This is a genomic window from Rickettsia endosymbiont of Ixodes pacificus, assembly GCF_000965155.1.
Lineage (GTDB): Bacteria > Pseudomonadota > Alphaproteobacteria > Rickettsiales > Rickettsiaceae > Rickettsia > Rickettsia tamurae.
On sequence record NZ_LAOP01000001.1, the window covers coordinates 1,101,507 to 1,125,717 of the forward strand.

The window sequence follows — 24,211 nt, forward strand, 5'->3', positions numbered from 1 at the left end:
TAAATAATCCATTGACATTTATTAATACTTTATGTATTTTAATGACACAAGTAAAAAACCATGTTTCATGGTAATTTATTGTAAAATTATAATATAAATTTTGATTTTTTTATGAAGAGTCTTTTTCAATTATTAAATTCAAGAAATATACAACAAATACCGTCTATATTAAACGGAACTAATATTAATGAGCTTAATAATTCCAAGCTAAATATTTTTGAAGCTCTTTGCAGTTTAATGTATTAGAAAGTACTGCAGTACAAGTATTAAATAAAATGATTTCCAACCCAGAAACTGATTGAGATAAAAACGGTAATACCGTTTTTGAATGGGGGCTATGGAGTAATAGCACTAAAGTGATGGAAGTATTTCATAATAATTCTCAAATAATGAATAAATTTGTTGCAACTGAAAAAGCACAAATCCAAAATTTTTGGTGTGTTACTATGGAGACGCATATTTCCGATGAATTTCGTGTCGAGCAAATGTAGCATTATTAGGTCAGGCAGTAGAAGAGTTCAATCTTTATGAATAAAAGATAGTTTATCTTAATGTTATTCTCGCGTCGTCATTGCGAGCAGTCGTAGACTGCGTGGCAATCCAGAAAAATAATAAAAAAATTCTGTAAATCAGAATTTTTTACTGAATTGCTTCGTCAATTACTTACGTAATTTCCTCGCAATGACGGGAAAATAGATCTACACAACAATGCCAAAGCAGGAATGACATACTTTTTTAACTCCACAAAAATATTGTTTGTTTCTTTTTTTATCTTTATTATTATTTGCATAGAAAATCCCTATAACTTAACTCTATGCCAAATATAGATCTCCTCATTTTTACTAGCTTTTTAGCGATTAATTTGCTAGTTGGACTTCTAAATATCAAAAATATAAAAAATATTCGCGAACATGCTATAGGAAAAAGGAATTTTTCTACAGGTACGATAGTTGCAACTATTATTGCTACTTGGATCGGTACTAGTACTTTTTTAATCGATAATTCAAGAATATATACGGATGGATTATTTTACTTATTACCTAGTATATTCGGTAGCGTCGTTAGTTGGTTATTAATTAGTTACTTTATAGCTCCTCGTTTTGAGAATTTTTTGGGCAGCTTATCGGCAGCAGAAATAATAGGGGAAGCGTACGGTAACAAAGTTCGTATTCTTACGTCGATAGTTAGTATATTAATGTCTATAGGTAGGATTGCCATGCAATTCCACGTAGCAAGTTTAATATTACAGCTATTCTTTAATATTTCAAATTTTTATATAGATTTATGTATAGCCACCGTAATAATAAGTTATTCTGCTTTTGGCGGCGTAAAATCGGTTACTTTTACTGAAGCCGTACAGTTTTTTACCTATAGTGCAATTATTCCGGTAATAGGAATTGTCGTATGGAATGTTTTTAGCGATCCGCATATAGTTATAGACTCAAACGTACAAACTCGTCTGACTGATTTACAAGGATTGTTTCACTATACTAGTCCTAAATTTTGGATTTCTTTAAATATTTTTATATATTTTGCGATTCCGTCGCTTGGTCCTTCAATTTTTCAAAGAGTATTGATGGCAAAAGACACAAAGCAAATATCAAAAACTTTTTTTATTTCGGCAATTATTTGTCTTTGTTTATCCGTTTTATTTATTTGGATTGTAATATTATTACTATCTCAAGAACCGAGTGTTGACACTAATGAACTGTTTTTACGGATTATTAAAAGTTATATAGGATTTAAGGGGTTAATCGTCGGCGTTATTATGGCAATGATAATCTCAAGTACTAACTCTTATATTAACGTTGCAGCGGTAACTTTTACTAATGACATCATTAAAAAAGCTTCATTAAATTATAATTATATAACCGCAATTACTATAGGATTAATAGGTTTTATTATATCACTCTATACGAAAGATTTAATAAATCTATTTCTATTGTTAACTAGTATCTATTTACCTCTAATCACTTTGCCGTTAATTTTGTTAATATACGGTTTTAAATCAAGTGCCAAAAGTTTTTTTATCGGTATGATTGCTGCAATATTAACTATTATATTGTGGCAAATATTTTCTTTAAGAGCAGTTCTAGGTATTTATCCGATACTACCCGCAACTATCGTAAATTTACTCTTTTTCCTTGGAAGCCATTATATTTTAAAGCAACCCGGAGGGTTTAGTTCTTTAAAAGAGCCGCTAGCCGTTAAAATAATCAGGCAAGAGAGAAAAAGAAAATTTTTGACTTTATTTCGTGATCTTAAGAATTTTAACATCTTTAAATATTGGGAAAGTACCCTACCAAATCAAGAAATTACCTATAGTTATGTCGGTATATTTATTTTAACATCGATGTTCTCATCTTTATATACCACACCGGGTAGCAGAATAATGAACCATTTGGATATATATAATATTATTTACCATACCACACTTATAACTGCTGCAATATTAATCACTTATCCTTTATGGTCTTTAAAGTTTAAAAAGAATTATTATATTATATCTTTATCTTGGTTTGTTGCTACTTTTGTTATATTAATATTTTTCGGTAGTTTACTTGTTATATCAAGTAGTTTTGATCAGATGCAATTAATGTGTTCGATAATTAACTTACTTATAATTGCAACGATATTCAGGTGGCAAGCTACTTTACTTATGACCGTTACGGGCGTGTTTGCTAGTATAGAGTTTTATAAATATTTTATGGATGAGAAGTTATTAATTAGCATAGATAGTTTTCAATTTAAAGTAGTATATTTCCTAACCTTATTTAGCAGCCTTTTAATAGTATTCTTAAAACCAAGGCAGGAGCAAGAGAGATTAGTTAACCTAAAAAATACCCATTTAGGTAATAGAGTTAATTATAGAGAGCAGGAATTAGAGAAGTTACTTGATTTGAAACATGAGTTCTTACGTAATATAAACCATGAAATCAATACGCCGCTAACCGGTATTATTAGCCTTGGTGAAACCTTATGGGCTAATTATGATAAATTTAATGAAGATCAGCGTCGTAATGCCGTAGAGATTATAGCTAAAAGCTCTATTAGATTAAATAGCTTGATAAATAATATTCTAGATTTTTCAAAATTATCTAGTCTTAATTATGAACTAAATAAAGAAGATATAAACTTAAGCGAATTGCTACATGAAAGGATTAAAATATGTAAAAAATTATATCTAAACGGCAAAACCTTAAATTTTATATCTGATATTGAAGAAAATATAATATTTAACTGTGATCCTCATTATATTAAACACACATTCGATAATCTAATAATTAATGCTATTAGCTATTGTAGTGAGGGAATAATAAAAATTGATCTACACATGCAAGAAAATAATATCTTGTTTAGTATAAAAGACGATGGAATAGGAGTACTAAAAGAGGAATTGCAGAGTATATTCGGCGTATTTGTCGTAAGCTCTAAAACACGTACAACGGCAGGAGGTAGAGGAGTAGGGCTTGCTCTATGTAAGAAAGTAATAGAACTGCACGCCGGGAAAATTTGGGCAGAAAACGATAAACTGGGGGAGACTACTTTTATTTTTACGATGCCTTATACTCGATGAACTTCAAAAATTGGCTACGTCGTCTTATAAGAGCTGCGGTGCTCACGTATTAAGTATACGCTCCGCTCCTCGCCTTATAGACTCTTTGCTCTTTTTGAAGTTGATCTTCGTATAACTATTATGATTTTAATGTCATTCCCGCGAAAGCGGGAATCCAGTACTTTTTGCTGTCATCCCGTGGCTTGACCACGGCATCCAAAAAACAACTTATAACACGCACTTTTCAACATTTTTATCTAGATACCGTGGTCAAGCCACGGTATGACATTATTATGAAAAAGATTATTTTTAACAAACAACGAGATTTGATATCAATTATAGCACCGGCGTCAGGTTGTCCTGATGCACAGGATAAACTAAAGAAAGCTATTGAAATACTAACTTTACAAGGGTTTAAAACTTTAGTAGATGATAAGATTTTTTCAGGTGATGAATTGCTTTTTTCGTTGCTCCTAAAGAGGAAAGGCTAAGAACATTTAAAGAAGCTATGGAAAATGAACAGGTTAAAATAATTTGGGCTTTTCGTGGCGGATATGGATGCGGTGAATTTGTAGAAGATTGTTTAAAGCAAAAAGGCGATAAAATTCTGATAGGCTATAGCGATATTACCGTTTTGCATTTATTACTAAATAACCATTATAATATCCCAACTATTCACGGTTCAGTACTAACCTCGTTACTACCGCCTACTAATCAGGATATTACATCTATAATAAATGTTCTTAAAGGAGAAAAGAGTGAAATACAACTTATACCTATAAAGAAAATTAGTGAGGAAAATATAACCGGTAAAATAACAGGCGGAAATTTAACGGTTTTTAGCAAATTAATAGGAACTTCTATTAACCTAAAAAAGGGTAATATATTACTGCTTGAAGACGTTAATGAAAAAGCCTATGCCGTGCATCGTAATCTAGTTCAATTAAAAAATGCCGGTATATTTGACGATATAGAGGCGATAATTTTCGGTGATTTTACTAAAGGGGATGAGTTTGTAGAACAAGCTATAAAAAGTTTTGTTTAAATCATATTCCGCATATAGAAGCTTATAAAGCGGTAGGAATAGGGCATGGAGAGGTAAATCATCCGGTTATTATGAATCATGAAGTAATTATAAGCAGTAATGTTTTAAGTTTTACTAGCCCTTTTGAAATAGTAGAAAACAAATGACAAATTCTATCAGAATAGGTACAAGAAAAAGTCCGCTTGCTTTAATACAAACTAATTTAGTTATTCAGCAAATTAAACAATTTTTTCCTGATATTAATTGTGAAATAGTACCAATTATTACTAGCGGGGATTTAATCCAAAATAAACCATTATACGATATAGGCGGCAAAGCTTTATTTTTAAAGGAAATAGAGCAAGCTTTGCTTGATAAAAAAATTGACTTAGCCGTTCATTCTTTAAAAGACGTACCTGGTAGAATACCCGAAGAGCTAGTAATTGCTGCCGTTTTAGAGCGTAAAGATCCTAGAGATGTTTTTGTATGTTTAAATTATAAATCCATAGAAGAACTGCCGCAAAATGCCGTAATAGGTAGCTCGGCAGTACGAAGAAAAGCATTCATCCAAAAAATAAGACCGGATTTAAAGGCAACGGTTTTTAGAGGGAATGTTGATTCAAGAATAAAAAAGTTAATGACCGGCGAAGTTGATGCGACAATTTTAGCATATGCAGGGCTGAAAAGGTTAGGGGCATTTAATCCGGAATATTGTCATTTGATAGAGTATTCACAGATGTTACCGTGTATAGGGCAGGGAGTCATTGCAGTTGAAATACGACAAGATGATAATGCTATGCTTGAGATATGCAACCAAATTAATCATATTCCTACCTTTGAACTAATAAAACCTGAAAGAGCTTTTTTAGAATATCTAGATGCTAATTGCCGTACCCCGATTGCTGCTTACTCTAAATATTTAGATGCGGATCCTAGACATCTTTCCAAACTCGCTTATAGGGAAGAATTTGAAGAAAACACGGAACGCAGCACCGCAGCGTACAAAAGCGTACGTGAGGATGCGAGTACCGGATTGACGTACAAATTACCCCTAGAAGTAGAGTTTGGGAAGATGTCTAATATACAAACCGATTTTATGCTCGGTAACCTTGACGGTAGTAAAATAACTTTCCATACTGAAACCACCAATATAAAAACTTCAAAAGAAGCAGGTATAAAAGCCGCTAAAATGATGTTGGAGCAACTGGATAAATAGATATTTAGGGAATATATTTAAGGATTTTTAACCAATAAAAACTTTTTTGCTTTAAGATTACTCCTAAACTATTTTTAATAATATAGTCTAATCGGTCTTGCAAAATTACTTTAGCCTTTGTATTTATTGGGGTCATAATATATTACTCTTGCTCTATCTGTTTCAAAAACTCTTTTATAAATTTCAATTTGTTTTGCTCCTTGTTTTCTACCTGTTGGAGTATTAGGCTTTAATTCAAGCGAGCTATTAATTTTTTATAAAATTACTTTCCTGAAAGTTAAAGATATGCGTCTATTACGCATTATTTTATTATCACTCTTTCTAGCTGCAATTCCGTGTTGTCACTTATATCTTGCTTCATTCTTAAGAATTAATAAACTTCTAGGTTGAAGAGCAATAAAACGCTTTTCTTTATAATTTGTTAGTTCCATAACACAGCCCCCACTTAAGCTTAGAGAACATATGGTATCTGAAAAGCAAGGTATACAATCTATATGGGAGGCGATGCCTTGTCCCGGCATATATTCATTTATAATTACTTGATTTGGGATTTCATTAAAAATATTTTGTTTATAAAGTATATCAGCTATAACCTGTAACCATTTAGGTAAAAGCCCTAAATAATATGATTGATCTATAGAACGGCTTTTATAATCATATTATAACCGTAATGCTGAACTCTATTTTAGTCCCGAAACAATTATTTGGTCATCAAAAAGACTAAGTTGACTCATAATTTAAATCCCCAAGTAGCAAATTTAGAATAGTTCTCAATTGCACTTTCATTTTGATTAGAGCTTTGTTGCATGGATTATTCAAGGTGTTTGATATCATTCCGTTGATCGCAGGAATCTAGTAATGAAAAGAAGTAAATTCTATGGCACTTTAAAGCTAAAAGTAAGATAAATCTTACTTTTTTCTAGATTCCTGCTTTCGCAGGAATGACATAGGCGAGCTTGTTATAATTTTCGATCCATACAGCAATACCCTTGATTAGTCATGGTGTGTAACTTTTAGCAATATTACAGATATAATATCACTATAAATACTTTATACTAAGAGGTTATTGTTAAGTTATTATGTTTCTGTTTATATTTTGTTGGAAGTAGTTTGATTTTAAGTAGAATATGAGCTGGCGGAGAGCGTGGTACGTTATGCGAACCTTTAACCAGTTTAGATTAGCCTTGATTCTACGCTTAAGCCTTGTTATGTCTTACTTTGAAATTAAAATATGGTTTATTACCCATATAAATATATGGACATTTAGTATAGAGCTAAGTATTATTAAATTAATCGATTAAAGGCTAAAAAAGCATTCTTCTTTTGAATGGGATGAAGAAAAAAATAAAATTAATATTGGTAATCATAACTTAAGCTTTTATGAAGCTCAAAAAGCTTTTCTAGATATAAAAAGGATAATTCTTCAAGATGTAGACCATAGTATTACAGAAAAAAGATATTTTTGTTTAGGTAAAGTTGATGGTAATATTTTAACAGTCCATTTTATGTTCCGAGATAATCATATAAGAATTTTTGGAGCAGGATACTGGCGTAAAGGTAAGAGAATAAAATACACTGATGGGGAAATAGGGGAAGTAAAAATAGTAAAAGATTTCTTACCACATCCTAGAGAACTGTTATTAAAAGATGATTCTGTAAAAGTAACCATTTCTTTAAGTAAAGAGAGCGTAGAATTTTTTAAATCAGAAGCAGCAACTGCACATGTTCCTTATCAAAAAATGATTAGGATTTTACTAGATAAATATACTAAGCACTAAAGAAAATAAAAGGGCATAATACTATAAACTGAGCTGGCGGATAGGGTGGGATTCGAACCCACGGTACGGTTGCCCGTACGCCAGTTTTCAAGACTAGTGCCTTAAACCGCTCGGCCACCTATCCAAGAAGATTCATACCAAATAATCTTATATATTTCAAGGGAAATCTTGCAATATAAATTTAAATTACAAATCCGAATTGTTCTTTCACTTCGTTAACCGTTTCAGAAGCTCTAATTCTTGCTTTTTCTGCTCCTTTGTGCAGTATTTTTAATAAATATTCTTTATCATTCATTAATTCTAAATATTTATCACGTATCGGTTGTAGATTTGTAATAATAATTTCTGCCAAATCTTCTTTAAATTTTGCAAAACCTTGGTTTTGATAATTATCGATTATTTTTTCTAAGCTTTCTTCGGATAAACTTCTATAAATATCTAATAAATTACTAATTTCCGGTCTTGTTTCTTTATCATAGCTAACAAAGCTTAAATGATCGGTTTTAGCTTTTTTTATTTTTTGATGAATAAGATCGTTATCGTCTTTTAAATTGATACGGGAAAAATCCGAAATATCAGATTTACTCATTTTCTTTAATCCATCCCGTAAACTCATGATTCTTGTACCTGTTTCACTAATTAAAATATCCGGGACTTTTAGAATTTCTTTATCAAATCTCCTATTTATCACACCTGCAATATCTCTTGTTAGCTCTAAATGCTGCTTCTGATCCTCACCTACAGGCACTATATCGGCTTTATATATTAAGATATCCGCTGCCATAAGTACCGGATAGGAAAATAGTCCAAGGCAAACCTTTTCTTGATCGCTACCTGCTTTATCTTTAAATTGCGTCATTCGCTTTAACCATCCAAGTGGTGTAACACAATTTAGTAGCCAAGCAAGTTCAGTATGCTCTTTCACCATATTTTGGGCAAAAATCGTTACTTTGTCGGGGTTAAGCCCTGCTGCTAAATAAACAGCAAGAACCCCCATAATTGAATTATTAAGTTCTGATGGCTTAATATCAACCGTGATAGCATGCAAATCTGCTAAGAAGAAAAAACAATTATATTCTTCCTGTATTTTAACCCAGTTTCTAATTGAACCTAAATAGTTACCGAGATGTAAAGAACCGGTTGCTTGCACACCGGAAAGAACAGTTTTTTTCATTTAATACCTTTTTATTTTACTCATTGTAAAATTATGTTATAAATACCATTTTAATTAATATAATTATCTTAATAATTATGCTGTGGCGTTTAAGAATTTTATCATTTTACGGATTATTATCGTTATTTACATTTATTTTTTTTCTTATATGTTACATACCCGTAACATTTTTCAATGTCAACTATCAAATAAGATATAGAATTGCCATTATCTTTTCTTATGCTTTTGTATGGCTTGCAAAAATTTGTTGCGGTTTAAAATATGAAGTAGAGGGGCTTGAGAAATTACCGGAAACAATCTCAATAGTCATATCTAATCACCAATCCTTTTGGGATCAAATATTTATGCAGTTGATTATTCCTAAACATTCTTGGGTATTAAAGCGTGAATTATTTAATATACCCTTGCTTGGTTGGGGACTTCGGATGGTTAAACCTATTGCGGTTGACCGTGGTACTAATAGCTCGGTTGCTCAGATTTTAAGAGAAGGTCAGGAAAAAATAAAAGAAGGATTATGGTTAATAATATTTCCGGAATCAACTAAAGTTCCGCCTGATAGAACGGTGAAATTTAAGCCAAGTGCCGTAAAGCTTGCTTCAATTACTAAAGTTCCAATTGTAATGATGGCTCATAATGCCGGTTTATTTTGGCCTAGAGGGTTTTGGTTTAAGCAGCCTGGAACTATAAAGGTAAAGATTATAGGTGTAATAGAAAAAGAAGAAATAGAACAAACTGACGTACGTATACTTAATGACAAGGTTGAGCAAATTATTAACAGTGAAAAGCAAAAATTATTAAATTAATATTAGGTTTTAAAAATAATTAGTATTATCATAAAATTACAACTTAGTTCTTATAGGTATTTATGGTAAGTACAGCACCGTTAAAATTAATTGCGGTTATCGATAGTAAACAAATAATGCTTTATAACGCTCAAGGAGTTAAAATTACTACTAATAAACCTTTAAAATTATCTTTAGATTTAGAGGAACATCACCACCATAGAGAAAAAAGACAAAGCCCTTACCAAAATAAATCTACCCCAGGATCACTTTTTGAGCCGCATACTTCGCTAAAAGATATAGAACATAAAGAAGCAGCAAGGAGCGTTATTAAACATTTAGAGAAAGTAACTACTGCTGATCAAGCTAAATATAAGGAGTTGATTATTGTAGCAGAACTGCAAATGCTTGGATGTGTTAGACAAGAACTTAAAAGTCGTACAACAAGGTTTTTAGTCGCTTGCAATGATGATACAAATTAGATACCTAACTTATTAAACATTTCTTTTATATTATTTGAGATAGTTAAACCAATTTGCTTATCTGTATCCTCAAAAGTTTTTATAGTCTTTTCATTAGGAATCTTAATATGTGGTTTGAAAGGCAAACCGCCGCTATTTATACATTGATTTAGGAATATCCTCTTAGTATATATGGCGGCATGCGTCAATACAATCATATTTTAATTAAGAATAGTTGCACTAATAAGAAAAAGTGGTAAAATATCATATCGAACAAATTAAATATTATGAATAATTATGCCGCAAATTTATTTTAACGGTCCGGAAGGACGAATTGAAGGAAGATATGCAAAAGCTACCTCACCTAATGCTCCTATTGCATTAGTTCTTCATCCTCATCCTTTATATGAGGGTAATATGAATAATAAAGTAGTTTATAATGCCTATAAGATTTTAGCAGATAACGGTTATACCGTCTTACGTATTAATTTTAGAGGAGTAGGGGGATCGCAAGGTAAATTTGATAACGGAGTCGGTGAAGTTGTTGATGCGGGGGCAGCTCTCGACTGGTTACAGCAGAATAACCCAAATGCTCAGTCTAATCTGATATTAGGATTTTCGTTCGGAGCATGGATAGCTATGCAACTTGTAATGCGACGTCCGGAAATAAATCATTTTATTGCTATTTCGCCACCGGTTAATACAATTCATAAATATGATTTTTCATTCCTTTCACCTTGTCCTATCCCAGGATTTATATTACAGGGAGATAATGATAGTATAGTATCGGCAGATGATGTAAAAGACCTAGCAAATAGATTATCTAAGCAACAATCCCATATTAAAGTTGATTATAAAATTATCAATGGGGCTGACCATTTCTTTCGTTATAAAACTGAAGAATTTTCTAAAGCAATAAATGATTATTTAATAACAATCCAATCTAATTATCATCACCATAATAATAATGTAAATGAAGAAATTAGTAAGAGCCAAAAGAAACTATTTTTATATTAGTTTTTGTTGTGTGGTTCGGCTTATCTGTCATTGCGAGCAGCCGTAGGCTGCACGGTAATCTCATGAAATAATAACAAACTCCTGAGATTGTTTCATCAAAATTTTTAATTTTTCCTCGCAATGACGCTAAAACTGATCCATATCACAACGTCTACAATTCTAAATAAGCTTCCATTGCCAAAATTAATATTTCATCTTTTTTAGCATCTAACTCTTGAGTTAATTCTTCGTAAATTTGTCTATCTGATAGAGAAGTGAATTTTTTAAATAGCTGCACTAATTTTAAAGATGGGATAATACAAAAAGCATCTTTTAATATTTTGATCTTTTTATTAACATTAAGCTTATCATTTAAATTAAAGTAAAATTCTAGTAATTCGTCGTTATAAAAATTTAAATCTACAGCCGTTTCCAAATAATCTATAGCATTAGCCGTATTATTACCTTCTACTTCCTGCTTCGCTGCTAATAAATAATACTCAGCAATTTCCGGCATAGACTCATGTTTATGAAATTTTGCAAGCTTATTCGTTATAAAAATAAATTTCGTCCATAGAGAAAGTCTAGCATAACAACGCATTAAAGTAATTAAATTGTCACTATCAAGTTCATTGAAATTATAAGCCTTTGTTGCGTAATTTTCTGCTTTCTCATACAAAGATTTATCATAATAAAGTTTTGCTAGGTTTTTGCTACCGTAAAAAACAAATTCTTTAGATGTAATAAGTTTTTGAAAATAGGAAATTTTTCTATCTACATCCTCTTCAGTTACGGCTAAGATTAAATTATGGAATTCTTGTGAATCTTTTAGATCTTCAGAAGATAAATTTTTGCGGACAATAGAAGCAGATTTAGCTTTATTATCCATAATATATTCGGCAAAAGCTAAAATTAAAGCATATCTATCATGATTAATTTTTCGTTTATTAAAAATATTATGTATTTTAGACGGTAAATCGATAATTAATATTAGAAATCTAATGACAATAAAACAAGAAATTAGTAATAATAATCCTAAAATAAGACTAAAAAACAAAGTAATCTCAATATTATAATCGTATAAACTAATAAAAACTTTTGAATCAAAGCTCTCTATTAAAGTAAACCCGAAATAAAGCAGTAAAAAAGTAGCACATATTAATAATAACCTAAACATCTTTATTTACAAACTCCTGCATAAATTTTTCTGAATAAAGAAAATCGATTAAATAGTTTAATTTCTCTAAAATTAGAGCTTTATCTTGTTCTTTTACCATCATAGCAGAAGGTTTTTTCTCAATTTTGATAAACTTCTCCAGCCACTTATGGTTGGTAGGAAAAATTACTTCCGTACTACTTGATTTAGAAAAAAGATAATTATTATTATATGCTTCTAAGTTATTTAAAATATTCCTTATATATTGAGGTAGCAGGCGGGATTTTACTAGTCTTAGTTCTTTACTATAATCCTTATCCTGCATGAAATTATATACTAATAGATTTACATTTAATAAGTAATTAATATAGTCAATTGATCCCCATCCGCCTACATCGTCACTCGTCGCTCTCCTATTAGTTATAGGCTTCGCTCCTTGTTCCTTGTATCCGAATGAAGCTGAATTGACTACAGTTTCTAATTTTGGTTCTACTAAATTAGTCGGTGCTTCAGGAAACTTTAAAGAACTTACGTAATTTAAAAGCGACTTGGTAGATAGAGGGGCTGCTTCCTTTTCTTCCAGGGTAGTATTTTCTTTATTTTCTACTGCTTGATCAGAAATTTGGCTTAAATCTTTATTTTCACTTTTAAACAGTTTTAAAATATCGGATCTATTATGATAAAGAGTAAAAGAAGATAAGACAAATATTACTATTGCTATAAAAAAGATATTTTTGCTTTTAAATAAACTATCGAATTTTTGCATTTTCGGATAATAACTTGATTACATCGTTAGGGTTCTGATCATCACAATAAACCACATTTTTTATAAAAGGTCTAACTATATTTGCGACTTTCAAACTTATAGCTACAACTAAACTATCTTGTAAGTATTCTAGTAAATTATTTTGAAGTAATAATCTTACAAAAGTCTTAGCACTATTCTGAGAATAAAGAAGTATAAAGTCAATATTGCTTTTAAATTCTTTTATAATAGATAAGGGCAGCTCATTCAAATATTCTACATTATAAATGATATGTCTAGCTATTTTATTAGGCAAATCTTTAGTAATTTCATTTGAAGATAAATATATAGTCTGCTCATATAAATCAGGAAGAAAATGCTTAATCAAATCTTCCACGTTTTTAGCAGTATAAATTACTTTCTTGCCTAATAATCGTTTTGACTTACTACCTACTACCCAAACATCTTGTTTTAAGTTATGACCGGCTAAGATATTTGCCGCATATTTACTAGTTATTATTATATTTGAGTAATTATCTAAAATATCGATATTAAAATCTAGAGTTTTATATTTAATTAAAGGACAATGAATATAACGTAAATCTAAATTATATTTACTTATTTCCTTTATAGTTTCATTATTTTCTTCAATATTTCTAGTTAATAAAACCGATTTCATACAATATTTGTACTCCAATATAAAAAGCAACTGCCCCAATAATAATAGCAGCTATTTTATTAATTATGGTTAAAATCGTACTACTTTTATTTAGCTTTCTGATATTATAACCTGCAACTGCTAAAGAAAAAAACCATATCCAAGATATAAGTATGCAAGTTAAGGTAAATATAATTTTTGCAATACCGTTATACTTTAAAGCACTAGTACCTATTACTATAATCGTATCCATAATTGCATGCGGATTTAATATTGACACCGATATAGCAAATAAAATTTGTTTTTTAGCTGAAAAAGCCCCGGAATTCATTGTAAGATCAATAGGAGGCTGATTCCAAGTATTATATCCCATATAAATTAAGAAAATAAATCCAACAATAAATATAGATAATTTTAACCAAGAAATTTCAAGAATTAATAAAGATATCCCAAGAACTGCCATACATATAAGAATAGTATCACATATTGAGGCTGCAATTATGCTAGGTAAAGCCTTGCTAAATTTTGGCTGTTTTGCTCCTTGATTAAATATAAAAATATTCTGTACTCCAAGCGGCACTATTAAACCGAGAGCTAAAACGATGCCATGTAAAAAAGCACTTAATATATCATTCATTATTGTAATTTAGTTTTTATTTTTAATAATATTAATAAAGACGGGATAGTTATAATAGTAGTAAATAAAAAGAAATTTTGCCAACCAAAATTTACTACCATATAGCCTGAAATTATAGGAAAAATTGAGCGTGAAATTCCCATCATCGATGAAAGAAAAGAATATTGAGTAGTTCGAAATTTACCTTGACAGAGTGAAGAAATAAAAGCGATATAAGCAGTCATCGTCATACCACCGGTAATACTTTCTATTCCTATCGTAATAAATAATAATAAAGAATTTTTACCGTTTATTTCAAGAAAAATAAATAAAATATGTCCTAAAGCATGAATAATACCAAATAAAAATATACTATTTAATATATTTTTATGTTTCATAATAACACCGCCGACAAGTCCACCGATTATAGCTCCTACAACGCCCCAAAACTTTCCAACACTTGCTATTTTAAAAGCATCATACTCAAGATGAAGCAAAAACGGATTAATCATAACATTAATTAAGTTATCCGGTAATCTATATAATACTAGGAAAATTAATATAAGAATAATGAAATAAACAGAACCTATAGGTTTTAACGCATTATATATAAAATTATTTATTATGTTTTTTTTATTTTGATTATTTTTTATATCATTCTTGATTATTTGTATATGTATGTTCTCGTTTAAATAACAATACTTAATTCCTACTATCAATAAAATTAAATAAATAAATACTAAACCGGCAAAGATTTTATATATTTCATTAAATGTTAAATAAATAGATAAATAAATAGCTCCAGAACCGGCTAAAAGCATACCGGCTCGATAACCGAATATATATATTCCTGAAGTAAACCCAAGCGATTCTTTAGGTACTATTTCCGTTCTTAAAGCACTTAATATAGTATCTTGGGCGGCACTAAAAAAAGAAATAATTAAAGCCGTGAAAGCAAATAATAATAGATTAGTACTAGGATCTAGAAAGCTGAAAATATATATAAGAAATATCAATGCACTACTAGTTAAGCAAATCCAAGATAATCTATGACCGAATATTTTGTTTAAATATTTAATTTGCACTGCATCAAAAATCGGTGCTAACAAGAAATTAATAGAGTAGGGAAGCGTTATGAATGATAATATACCGATTGTTTGCAATGCTATATCTTCTTTAGCAAGCCAATAATTTAAAGTATTACCGGTAATCATTAGATTAAAACCGCTAACAAGCCCAAACAACCAAATAATACATAAACGAGAGTTATTTAACATGAATTTATATACTTCGAGTAAATGAAGAATTGATAGACGAAGATCAACTTCAAAAAGAGCAAGGAGTCTATAAGGCGAGGAGCGGAGCGTATACTTAATACGTGAGCACCGCAGAACTTATGAGGCGACTTAGCCAATTTTTGAAGTTGATCGAGTATATATGCCTTTAGCTCTAAGTTCCTATAGGCTTAATATGCAAAAATGTGAGTATTCTGTTTATTTGCGGCATGTAATGTAATTTTTCCAGCTATGAGCTAAGCTATTCATAAGTTTTCCTCCTAATTCAGGATTTAAATGCGATTTAAGCATTTTTTCTATTTCTATTTTATCATTTTCCTTAATCTTATTCAAGGTGTAGGACAAAATTAGCTCTATATAATCTATACCGATTTGAACATTAATTAACTGATAATCATTAATCCATATATTTTTTACAAGTTCACTATTTTCAAATAACTCCCATAGATTAGTATTATAGTTTTGTATACCATTGTAGAACACACAAGGGTACACAAAACGAAAAGCCATATACGGATCAGGAGTGCTTTGGTTTTCCAAAAGTAATTACAGAATGCATAAAAATACGTTGTATTATGGATATTGGAACTTATAGTTATAAAAAGTTCTATTTAGATAAGATCACAAAATATTACTGGCGATATAGAGAAATAACACCTTGGAGTAGTATAAATTAATTATTTTAATTGACTTTAGCACTTAAGAGATTTAAAAGTTAACTTTAATATGTAAGGTTACAATAAAAATGTTACCGCCTAAAATTTTCTTTGAAAAAGTTAAAGAAATAATTTGGCCTATAGAAAGGAAAGAATTAAAGCTATTTATACCTATGGCTTTAATGATGTTATGTATCCTTTTTAATTTTGGGGCTTTAAGATCTATCAAAGATAGTTTAGTAGTACCCTCTATGGGGGCTGAAATTATTAGTTTCTTAAAATTATGGTTAGTATTACCCTCGTGCGTAATTTTTACCGTACTTTATGTTAAGCTTAGTAATAAATTAAATTTTGAATATATTTTCTACATTATAGTCGGCAGCTTTTTACTATTTTTCTTATTATTTGCCTATATTATTTATCCAAATCAAGATATTTATCATCCTAATGATGAAATGATAAATAATTTAATTGCTTCATACCCTAATTTTAAATGGTTCATTAAAATAGGTAGTAAATGGAGTTATGCGCTGATGTATATTTTCTCGGAATTATGGAGTGCAGTAGTCATAAACTTAATGTTTTGGCAGTTTGCCAATCACATTTTTGATACTTCTAAAGCTAAAAGATTCTATCCAGTTCTTGGAATGGTTGGCAATATCGGTCTTATAATAGCAGGCAGCGTACTTGTCTTTTTCTCAAGCGGGCAGAACGTCATTGATTCAGAATTGTTACCGGATTCTTTTAATTCATCTGCCGGAAATACTATAATGCTTCAGCCAATCATGTCAATTATTGTTACTGCAGGAATAATTGCTATGCTTCTATTTAGAATAATAAATAGATTTATTTTAACGGATTCCATAAATGTTTTAGATACAAAAAAAGTTACGGCTAAAACGAAAACAAAACTTTCGGTAATTGAAAGTATCAAATTAGTAATTCACTCAAAATATATAGGTCGTATTGCTTTACTAATAATTTGTTATGGATTATTAATAAATATAGTCGAAGGACCTTGGAAAGCAAAAATAAAAGAATTACATCCGAACACTATAGACTATGTTAACTTTATGGGCAGGTTTAATATTTGGATGGGAATATCATGCGTTACTTTCATGGTAATAGGCAGCAATATTCTTAGAAGACTCGGTTGGCTCATTTCTGCATTATTAACTCCTATTATGTTGTCTATTACCGGCTTGGTGTTTTTTATCTTTATAATTTTTATTGAAGAAATAGGAGCATGTTTCGGTGATTTTAATCTTCTATATGCAGCGATTATTGTTGGAGCAATTCAGAACATACTTAGTAAATCGTCCAAATATTCATTATTCGATTCAACAAAAGAAATGGCGTATATTCCTTTATCTTTAGAGCTTAGAACTAAGGGAAAAGCTGCCGTAGAGGTAATAGGTACTAAATTCGGTAAATCGCTTGGAGCATTTATACAGTCTTTGATATTTATTATTATTCCAACTGCTACCTTTGATTCTATTATAATATATTTATTAGTAATTTTTATAGTTATGATGAGTTTATGGATTTGGAACGTTATAAAATTGAATAAGGAATATATAGAGCTGTGTAAGTAGCTAAAGTGTCATACCCGTGGCTTGACCACGGTATCTATAACAAATTAAAAAAACTGGATCCCGCGATCAAGTTGCGGGATAATACTGGAAAAACCGATCCACGCAACAAAGCCGATTTAAAGATGAAAAAAATTCTTAAAATAATATTATTTATAACTATCTTTATTATACTCGCATATAGTGGGCTGTGGTTTACTATTATGTTCTCTTTATCACACTCTATAAATCAAAAATATGCCGGTACCAACCTTAATATAGAAGAGGCTGATAATAATCCTAATCAGCAATATCTTATTAAATTTTCCAAAGTTCAGCCCTATGGTTTTCCTTTTAAATTAGGTATTTCGGTAATTAATTGGCAAGAAGAGAGTATTAATAGAGCAATTGAATTTACCACACCGATAAATATCGGTTATGATTTACTTAAGCAGAAATTATTTATAAATTTTTCCGGAGAAGCATTCGGGCGATTTAAGCCGGTTGAAAGATGGTTTGGAGTAAGGTTTTATAATGATAACTGCATATTATCAGCAAAGATACAGTTAAATTTTAAATTATTTGAAATAGTACGATCAAAAAAAGATTTATTTGAAGTTATAAATTTAATAGAAAATATTAAATTTACTTCCGGTAAAACAGAAATTTTTGACTTAGTCGATAATCAAAAATTATATGAAGAAGATCATACTATACTTACTATGTTATTTGACAAAAGTAAGTATTATACAAGTAAACAGGATTTCCTTGATAATATACCGCAAAAATTAGAAATTTATTATGAAACCGAAATAGTAAAAAGTAACCTTGAAGATAGAATAATACCTGCCGGCTTATTATTATATAGACCCGCTTGGAATAATAATTTCAAATTTTCTGGTAACTTCTTGATTAGTACTAGTAGTTTGCATTTTAAAGATATTGCTAAAGATTTAACAATTGAAGTTACTAATGCAAAAATAAATAGTAATAACTTTGAAAATAATATTAATTTATTATATAAAGGTAAGTTAAACGATTTCGGCAATAATAATATTGATCTTTTGGTAGATTCGCAATTTAAGCTAAAACCGGGTTTTATAATAGGTTCATTAGAATTTATAAAGAAATATTACGATATGCAAACCTATCTGTTTAAACTTTTCGATAATAAGCTATATAAAGATTTTAATAATGAACTAAGCTATATTTTAAATAATAATAATTTTAGTATTTTTGAAGATAGGCAATATAATTTTAATTTAAATATTAATTTAGTTACTGAATTAAATAAATTAACTAGAGCACAGATAAATGCTTTAAGTCTATATTCAAACGCATCGGGATTTAATATAACAAATGAAACTATAGTAAATGCTCTTAAAGATTCTTACAGTAAAGGTACGATAGTAATTAATGATTACTCTAGAATAATAGATGTTTTAAGTCTATATGTATATGGGGTAGGGGATTTTAAAAACTTATCCAAAGAGAGCAAAGAAGTATACGGAGATGCTCTAAAATCATTTTTAAAAACCATTTCCGATCACCCGAATTCATCTAATTTAATTGACGTTAGTATTGAATATGTATTTGATTTATCCGATTTAAACAAAGCTAAAATAGGTAATATAGATGATATAAATAAACTTATACCTTTATATTATTTATCTTTATATCAAGCAGCAGTAAAAAAAGTGAAACCGGGAGAAAACGTAAAAGAAAAAATTATGGAATTAATTCCTAATGTTAATCAAAAAATATTAGAGGAATGTATACTCGATGAACTTAGTTAATCGTCATTGCGAGCGACTGAAAGGAGCGTGGCAATCTCAGGATTTTGGCACGAGATTGCTTCGTCAAAATTTTCAATTTTTTCTCGCAATGACGGAAAAATTTATAAAAATACCATGAATATTATAGTAAAAATACAGCAAGATTTAAAAGATGAAGTAACTAAGTTAAACGATTTAATCATTAGCTGTTTAAAAAGTGATGAAGAGTTAATAGAAAAGGTCGGTAAATATTTACTAGAGGCAGGCGGTAAAAGAATTCGTCCGCTTTTAACTATAATAACCGCTAAAATGTTTGATTATAAAGGCGATAATCATATAAAGCTCGCAAGTGCCGTTGAATTCATTCACACCGCCACATTGCTTCATGATGATGTGGTAGACGACAGCACTTTAAGAAGATTCAAACCTACGGCTAACGTTATTTGGGGAAGTAAAACAAGTATTTTAGTGGGTGATTTCCTCTTTAGTCAGTCTTTTAAGTTAATGATAGCTTCCGGTTCTATTAAAGCTATGAATGTTCTAGCTAAAGCTTCAGCGATTATTTCCGAAGGGGAGGTAGTACAGCTAGTTAAGCTAAATGAGCGACGCATTATAACTATCGAAGAATATCAGCAAATAGTTAAATCTAAAACCGCCGAACTATTTGGAGCTTCTTGTGAAGTTGGAGCTATTATAGCAGAGCAGTTAGACCATGTTTCTAAAGATATGCAGGACTTTGGGAAATTACTCGGTACGATATTTCAGGTTATAGATGATCTACTTGATTATTGGGGTAATGATAAACAGGTAGGCAAAAATATCGGTGATGATTTCTTAGAAGGAAAAGTTACGTTACCGCTGATTTTTTTATATAATAAGCTAGAGCAAGACACACAGCTTTGGCTCGAAAATATAATTAAATGTGATAAGCGTACTAATGATGAGTTTATGCAAATACGTGACTTAATGGTAAAGCATGAAATCTACAATGAAACAATTAATTATTTGAGTAACTTAGAAAATGAAACAAATAAGTTATTAAATAAAATTCCGGTAATTCAGAATATTTATAAAGATTATTTGTTTTCAATTATTAGATTTATTTTGGATCGCTCTTATTAATCGTCTGCATTCGTAGCTCAGCTGGATAGAGCGTTGCCCTCCGAAGGCAAAGGTCGTTGGTTCAAATCCAATCGAATGCACCAATCACTAAACTTAAATTAACTCCATTTTCCATAATATCGATTATAGAACAATTACTTAATTGTAAAAATGGCTGGGACGGGAGGATTCGAACCTCCGAATGACGATACCAAAAACCGTTGCCTTACCACTTGGCGACGTCCCAATGTAGAAAAATGTACAGACTTTATACTAATAAATAGCGGAAACGTCAATTACAATATTTATTTCATTATTAAGCCAATTCCTCGCTTGCGGAGATAATAAATCATAAATTTTAGCTCTAATTTTATTATAATATTCCTTGATATAGTTTATTTCATCAATATTAAGTAGTTTCATATCAATCAATTTACTAGCATAAGGCACTAGGCTTAAGGTCTCAAACTCAAGCCATCCATTATTTTCTTTTACATACATTAAATTTTCGATTCTAATTCCGTATTTTCCTGGAATATAAAATCCAGGCTCATTAGATAAGATCATACCTGCTTTAAGTATTGTTTTATTACGAAGATTTATGCTTTGCGGTCCTTCATGAACGCTTAAGAAGCTCCCTACCCCATGACCCGTACCGTGCGGATAATCTAGCATTTCTTGCCATAAATATTGCCGAGCTAGTATATCAAGATTAGCTCCTGTAACGATATTTTTAGGAAATTTGGTTTTAGCTAAAGCAATATGTCCTTTAAGTACTTGCGTATAACGCTTTTTCTGCTCATCATTCGGCGTACCTATCACTATTGTTCGAGTTATATCGGTAGTAGCACCTTGGTACTGACCCCCGGAATCTATTAGTAATATCCCCTGCCCTATAATTTTTTTAGCAGTTTTTTGATCAGCTCTATAATGAATAATGGCACTATTTTCCTGAAATCCACAAATAGCAGGAAAACTATCCGAAACATATCCCTCTTGTTTAGCTCGATACTCTGTAAGCCTTAAACCAAGGGTGTGTTCGGTTATAGTCTTTGTCATACCGTGGCTTGACCACGGGATCCAGTTGGATTTTACCGGTCCACACAACAATGCCTCCTCGCAATAATGACGAATACTTCTATCCAAATCAGCAAAAAACTCACATAAAGCTACTGCATCTTTAATATGAAAATCGATTGCATGCTTAATTTCTACATCGTTCTTACAAGCTTTAAGCATTAAGCACGGATCGGTAATTTTTTGTACTTTTTTATCAGCTACTAAGTCCATTATATGAACAGAGGCTATAGTATCATCAATAAAAATATTTTCGCTATCTCTTAAAACATTTTCAAATTCTTCTTCCAGTAAAATCGTTATTTCAGGACGAGCATTAATAATTTCGGCATCGATTCTTGTAGGATTTATAAACAAATATAATTGTGTAGAAGTGAGTATAACTTTTGCAAACATTAAAGGCGTATAAGTAACGTCACTAGCCCGCAAATTTAGTAACCAACATATGGAAGAGCTATCGAGAATAACTAAGGCAGATTGCTCGGTGTCATCCCGCGGCTTGACCGCGGGATCCAAAAAACAATTATTATTAACTGCTTTATTTTTATTAGATCCCGCGGTCAAGCCGCGGGATGACAATGCAATTTCACGACATTTACTTATTTTATCAGTATGACTAACGCCCGCAAACTTAATATCATGCAAATAAACTTTAGAATTTGGCTCTAGCAGCTGATTTTGCCAAATCTTATCAACTAAATTTCCGTTAATTTTCTGAAAGTTGAACTTTAAATTTGATATAGCGGGATAAGTAAATAATTCAGAATCGTATCCTATTTTTGCATCTTTACCAAACTTAGATATATCTTTTAAGTCAAAAATCTTAAAAAGCTCTAAATCCAGCTCTTTACTTGCTTGCTCTAAATAACGTCCGTCAGTAAAAAATAATGCTGTATCTTTATATATAATAGCTATACCGTTTGAACCAGTAAAACCTGTTATATATTCAAGTCTCTTTGCGTAGCTTGGAACATATTCACTCATATATTTATCGTTAGACGGAATTATATAACCGTCTATATCATATTCTGTGAATAAATTTCTAAGTAGATTAATACGGATTTTTGTCATGTTTATATCTCTTATGTCGTTCTCTTGCCCGCTTGGAGGCTGAGCCGTCATAATGAAAAATTGGTAGACGAAGGTCAATTTCAAAAAGAGTAATAGGTCTGCAAGGCGAGGAACGGAAGCCGTTACTTAATACGTGAGTACCGCAGAACTTGCTAGACGACAACGCCAATTTTTGAAATTCACCGAGTATACCATCCATAATATAAAGGAATACCGAGAATAGTAAAGGAGCTAGCTATAATTAGAGTTTTAACAGGTGTTTCATAGATAACCCAAGCACAAAAGATAATCGATATTATGGCTATAAGTAAATAATAATAAGAAAAATTTTCTTTTGAACTAAGAATTACTTTTAAAAATGCTAAGCTACAAATTAAATAGACGAATAAGAATGTTATTGCCGAGAAATCTATTATTTGTGTAATCTGTTTGGCAAAATTATCATTTGCCGTAAAGATTAATAACGGCACAATGCCAAGGCAGCTTACAATAATTCCGTGAGTTGGAGCGTTATTGCTATTTTTCTTAGCAAAAAATTTCGGTAATAACCCGTCTTCTGCAAGTCCTAGAGCAATTTGTCCGCTAGTTAGTACCCAAGCATTGAGTGTACCTATACATATAATCGAGGCTATAACCGTAATTACGCTTGACCATTTACCCCCGAATAATAATGAAGCGGCATCGGCATAAGGAGCTTTAGAACTAATAAGTTCAGAAGCAGGGATTAATCCCATTATACCTACGCTATTGATAATATATAAAACTGCTACGCAGAAAGTTCCAACTATTATGGCTCTTGGAATGGTTTTTGCCGGATCTTTTACCGCTCCTGCTGTAGTAGTTGCACATTCTACTCCGATAAATCCCCAAAAAGTAAGAAGTGCAACTCTTCCCATAATACTCGGAATGCTTAAACTTTCTACTTCTTCAGCTATAGTTATATTATCTATATTAAAATGAGATAATGCACATAAACCTACTACAAGCAGCGGAACAAATTTTAAGAGAATCAAATAAAACTCTGCTTTTCCTGCTACTTCAGGACCTTTTAAATTTAAAACCGTAATAGCAGCTAATAATATTATCTGTAATGTTAAATCCAAAATCGCTTGTGATTTAAAAAAAGGTGTTAGATAACCTATTGCAGAGATAACAACTATACTTGTACTGACGAAGGATATAACCCAGTAAGTCCAGCCGGTGAAGAAAGCTATCTTATCCCCGAAACTTTCCCGTACATAAACGTGCGGACCGCCTGTTTTAGGAAATTTTGCACAAAGTGTAGAAAATACAAGTGCTATACTCATAGCACCGAATAATGAAAGTACCCAGCCCCAAATGCTGTATATACCGAATGGTGCTAAACTTAACGGCAATATAAAAACGCTAGTACCGATTTGACTGCCGGTTACTAAGGCAAAAACCGCCCAGAAACCTAATTTTTGTGACATATTAATCTAATTTAAAGAAACAGCTTTAAATTAGCTGAAATAATGATTTTTA

20 protein-coding genes, 3 tRNA genes and 3 pseudogenes are annotated in these 24,211 nt (G+C 30.8%); 13 read left to right on the forward strand and 13 right to left on the reverse strand.

What is annotated here, in order from left to right; all coding sequences use genetic code 11:
• Positions 1-359: 359 nt before the first annotated feature.
• The 4 genes and pseudogenes from REIP_RS13235 to hemC all read left to right on the forward strand — a co-directional run bounded on the left by REIP_RS13235 (position 360) and on the right by hemC (position 5,796).
• Positions 360-491: a hypothetical protein gene (locus tag REIP_RS13235; RefSeq protein WP_269429015.1), complete on the forward strand. Its 132-nt coding sequence runs from the start codon at positions 360-362 to the stop codon at positions 489-491.
• Between the two features lie 323 nt (positions 492-814).
• On the forward strand, positions 815-3,577 hold the full coding sequence (locus REIP_RS05940; RefSeq protein ID WP_045804064.1) for a sodium:solute symporter family transporter: 2,763 nt from the start codon (positions 815-817) through the stop codon (positions 3,575-3,577).
• A 272-nt stretch (positions 3,578-3,849) separates the two neighbouring features.
• Positions 3,850-4,747 (forward strand): annotated as a pseudogene (locus REIP_RS05945) (LD-carboxypeptidase).
• Positions 4,744-5,796, forward strand: a complete 1,053-nt coding sequence (hemC, locus tag REIP_RS05950; RefSeq protein WP_023507796.1) for a hydroxymethylbilane synthase — start codon at positions 4,744-4,746, stop codon at positions 5,794-5,796. Before REIP_RS05945 ends, hemC begins: the two are co-directional and overlap by 4 nt.
• A gap of 341 nt (positions 5,797-6,137) precedes the next feature.
• Here hemC and REIP_RS12650 read toward each other — a convergent pair whose 3' ends face one another.
• The gene (locus REIP_RS12650) at positions 6,138-6,434 is read right to left on the reverse strand and encodes an alpha-ketoglutarate-dependent dioxygenase AlkB (RefSeq protein WP_269429028.1); all 297 of its coding nucleotides are present in this window, start codon (positions 6,432-6,434) and stop codon (positions 6,138-6,140) included.
• A gap of 717 nt (positions 6,435-7,151) precedes the next feature.
• Here REIP_RS12650 and REIP_RS12655 point away from each other — a divergent pair.
• Together REIP_RS12655 and REIP_RS12660 are read left to right on the forward strand one after the other, a co-directional pair.
• Positions 7,152-7,292 (forward strand): annotated as a pseudogene (locus tag REIP_RS12655) (BrnT family toxin); the annotation flags it as partial.
• A gap of 9 nt (positions 7,293-7,301) precedes the next feature.
• A pseudogene (locus REIP_RS12660) lies at positions 7,302-7,593 on the forward strand (hypothetical protein).
• 15 nt (positions 7,594-7,608) lie between these two features.
• Here REIP_RS12660 and REIP_RS05965 read toward each other — a convergent pair.
• Together REIP_RS05965 and trpS are read right to left on the reverse strand one after the other, a co-directional pair.
• Positions 7,609-7,698, reverse strand: a tRNA-Ser gene (locus tag REIP_RS05965).
• Positions 7,699-7,755: 57 nt separating this feature from the next.
• The gene (trpS, locus tag REIP_RS05970) at positions 7,756-8,748 is read right to left on the reverse strand and encodes a tryptophan--tRNA ligase (protein ID WP_045804066.1); all 993 of its coding nucleotides are present in this window, start codon (positions 8,746-8,748) and stop codon (positions 7,756-7,758) included.
• A 77-nt stretch (positions 8,749-8,825) separates the two neighbouring features.
• On the opposite strand from trpS, the gene REIP_RS05975 reads away from it, so the two are divergent.
• Together REIP_RS05975 and REIP_RS05980 are read left to right on the forward strand one after the other, a co-directional pair.
• On the forward strand, positions 8,826-9,551 hold the full coding sequence (locus REIP_RS05975; RefSeq protein WP_045804067.1) for a lysophospholipid acyltransferase family protein: 726 nt from the start codon (positions 8,826-8,828) through the stop codon (positions 9,549-9,551).
• Positions 9,552-9,613: 62 nt separating this feature from the next.
• Positions 9,614-10,012 carry a host attachment protein gene (locus REIP_RS05980; protein WP_045804068.1) on the forward strand — a complete coding sequence of 133 codons (399 nt, stop codon included), beginning with the start codon at positions 9,614-9,616 and terminating at the stop codon, positions 10,010-10,012.
• Here REIP_RS05980 and REIP_RS05985 read toward each other — a convergent pair.
• Complete coding sequence (locus REIP_RS05985) at positions 10,009-10,137, reverse strand: hypothetical protein (protein ID WP_045804360.1); 129 nt, start codon at positions 10,135-10,137, stop codon at positions 10,009-10,011. The two genes, REIP_RS05980 and REIP_RS05985, sit on opposite strands and share 4 nt — an antisense overlap.
• 151 nt (positions 10,138-10,288) lie before the next feature.
• On the opposite strand from REIP_RS05985, the gene REIP_RS05990 reads away from it, so the two are divergent.
• Positions 10,289-11,008 (forward strand): alpha/beta hydrolase, encoded by a 720-nt coding sequence (locus REIP_RS05990; protein WP_023508229.1) that lies wholly within the window; start codon positions 10,289-10,291, stop codon positions 11,006-11,008.
• Between the two features lie 151 nt (positions 11,009-11,159).
• Here the strand turns inward: REIP_RS05990 and REIP_RS05995 are convergent, their stop codons facing one another.
• The 6 genes from REIP_RS05995 to REIP_RS09855 all read right to left on the reverse strand — a co-directional run bounded on the left by REIP_RS05995 (position 11,160) and on the right by REIP_RS09855 (position 15,940).
• On the reverse strand, positions 11,160-12,164 hold the full coding sequence (locus REIP_RS05995; protein WP_045804069.1) for a tetratricopeptide repeat protein: 1,005 nt from the start codon (positions 12,162-12,164) through the stop codon (positions 11,160-11,162).
• Entirely contained in the window at positions 12,157-12,909 is a 753-nt protein-coding gene (locus REIP_RS06000; protein WP_045804070.1) for a palindromic element RPE2 domain-containing protein, read from the reverse strand. The genes REIP_RS05995 and REIP_RS06000 overlap by 8 nt, the downstream gene beginning before the upstream one ends.
• Positions 12,893-13,567: a uroporphyrinogen-III synthase gene (locus tag REIP_RS06005; RefSeq protein ID WP_045804071.1), complete on the reverse strand. Its 675-nt coding sequence runs from the start codon at positions 13,565-13,567 to the stop codon at positions 12,893-12,895. The genes REIP_RS06000 and REIP_RS06005 overlap by 17 nt, the downstream gene beginning before the upstream one ends.
• Positions 13,545-14,186, reverse strand: coding sequence for a LysE/ArgO family amino acid transporter (locus REIP_RS06010; protein ID WP_172643960.1), 642 nt, complete (start codon positions 14,184-14,186; stop codon positions 13,545-13,547). Before REIP_RS06010 ends, REIP_RS06005 begins: the two co-directional genes overlap by 23 nt.
• Complete coding sequence (locus REIP_RS06015; RefSeq protein WP_045804072.1) at positions 14,183-15,439, reverse strand: AmpG family muropeptide MFS transporter; 1,257 nt, start codon at positions 15,437-15,439, stop codon at positions 14,183-14,185. Before REIP_RS06015 ends, REIP_RS06010 begins: the two co-directional genes overlap by 4 nt.
• A gap of 216 nt (positions 15,440-15,655) precedes the next feature.
• Positions 15,656-15,940 carry a hypothetical protein gene (locus REIP_RS09855; RefSeq protein ID WP_197069208.1) on the reverse strand — a complete coding sequence of 95 codons (285 nt, stop codon included), beginning with the start codon at positions 15,938-15,940 and terminating at the stop codon, positions 15,656-15,658.
• Positions 15,941-16,202: 262 nt separating this feature from the next.
• Here REIP_RS09855 and tlc3 point away from each other — a divergent pair, with 262 nt between their 5' ends.
• From tlc3 to REIP_RS06040, 4 genes are all read left to right on the forward strand, one after another.
• Positions 16,203-17,708 carry a nucleotide exchange transporter Tlc3 gene (gene tlc3 / locus REIP_RS06025; RefSeq protein WP_045804073.1) on the forward strand — a complete coding sequence of 502 codons (1,506 nt, stop codon included), beginning with the start codon at positions 16,203-16,205 and terminating at the stop codon, positions 17,706-17,708.
• Between the two features lie 122 nt (positions 17,709-17,830).
• Positions 17,831-19,480: a hypothetical protein gene (locus REIP_RS06030; RefSeq protein WP_045804074.1), complete on the forward strand. Its 1,650-nt coding sequence runs from the start codon at positions 17,831-17,833 to the stop codon at positions 19,478-19,480.
• A 114-nt stretch (positions 19,481-19,594) separates the two neighbouring features.
• The gene (locus REIP_RS06035; RefSeq protein ID WP_045804362.1) at positions 19,595-20,581 is read left to right on the forward strand and encodes a polyprenyl synthetase family protein; all 987 of its coding nucleotides are present in this window, start codon (positions 19,595-19,597) and stop codon (positions 20,579-20,581) included.
• A gap of 6 nt (positions 20,582-20,587) precedes the next feature.
• Positions 20,588-20,664, forward strand: a tRNA-Arg gene (locus REIP_RS06040).
• A 68-nt stretch (positions 20,665-20,732) separates the two neighbouring features.
• Here REIP_RS06040 and REIP_RS06045 read toward each other — a convergent pair.
• From REIP_RS06045 to REIP_RS06055, 3 genes are all read right to left on the reverse strand, one after another.
• Positions 20,733-20,807, reverse strand: a tRNA-Gln gene (locus REIP_RS06045).
• 26 nt (positions 20,808-20,833) lie between these two features.
• On the reverse strand, positions 20,834-22,759 hold the full coding sequence (locus REIP_RS06050) for an aminopeptidase P family protein (RefSeq protein ID WP_045804075.1): 1,926 nt from the start codon (positions 22,757-22,759) through the stop codon (positions 20,834-20,836).
• A gap of 128 nt (positions 22,760-22,887) precedes the next feature.
• Complete coding sequence (locus REIP_RS06055) at positions 22,888-24,159, reverse strand: APC family permease (RefSeq protein WP_045804076.1); 1,272 nt, start codon at positions 24,157-24,159, stop codon at positions 22,888-22,890.
• Positions 24,160-24,211 lie beyond the last annotated feature (52 nt).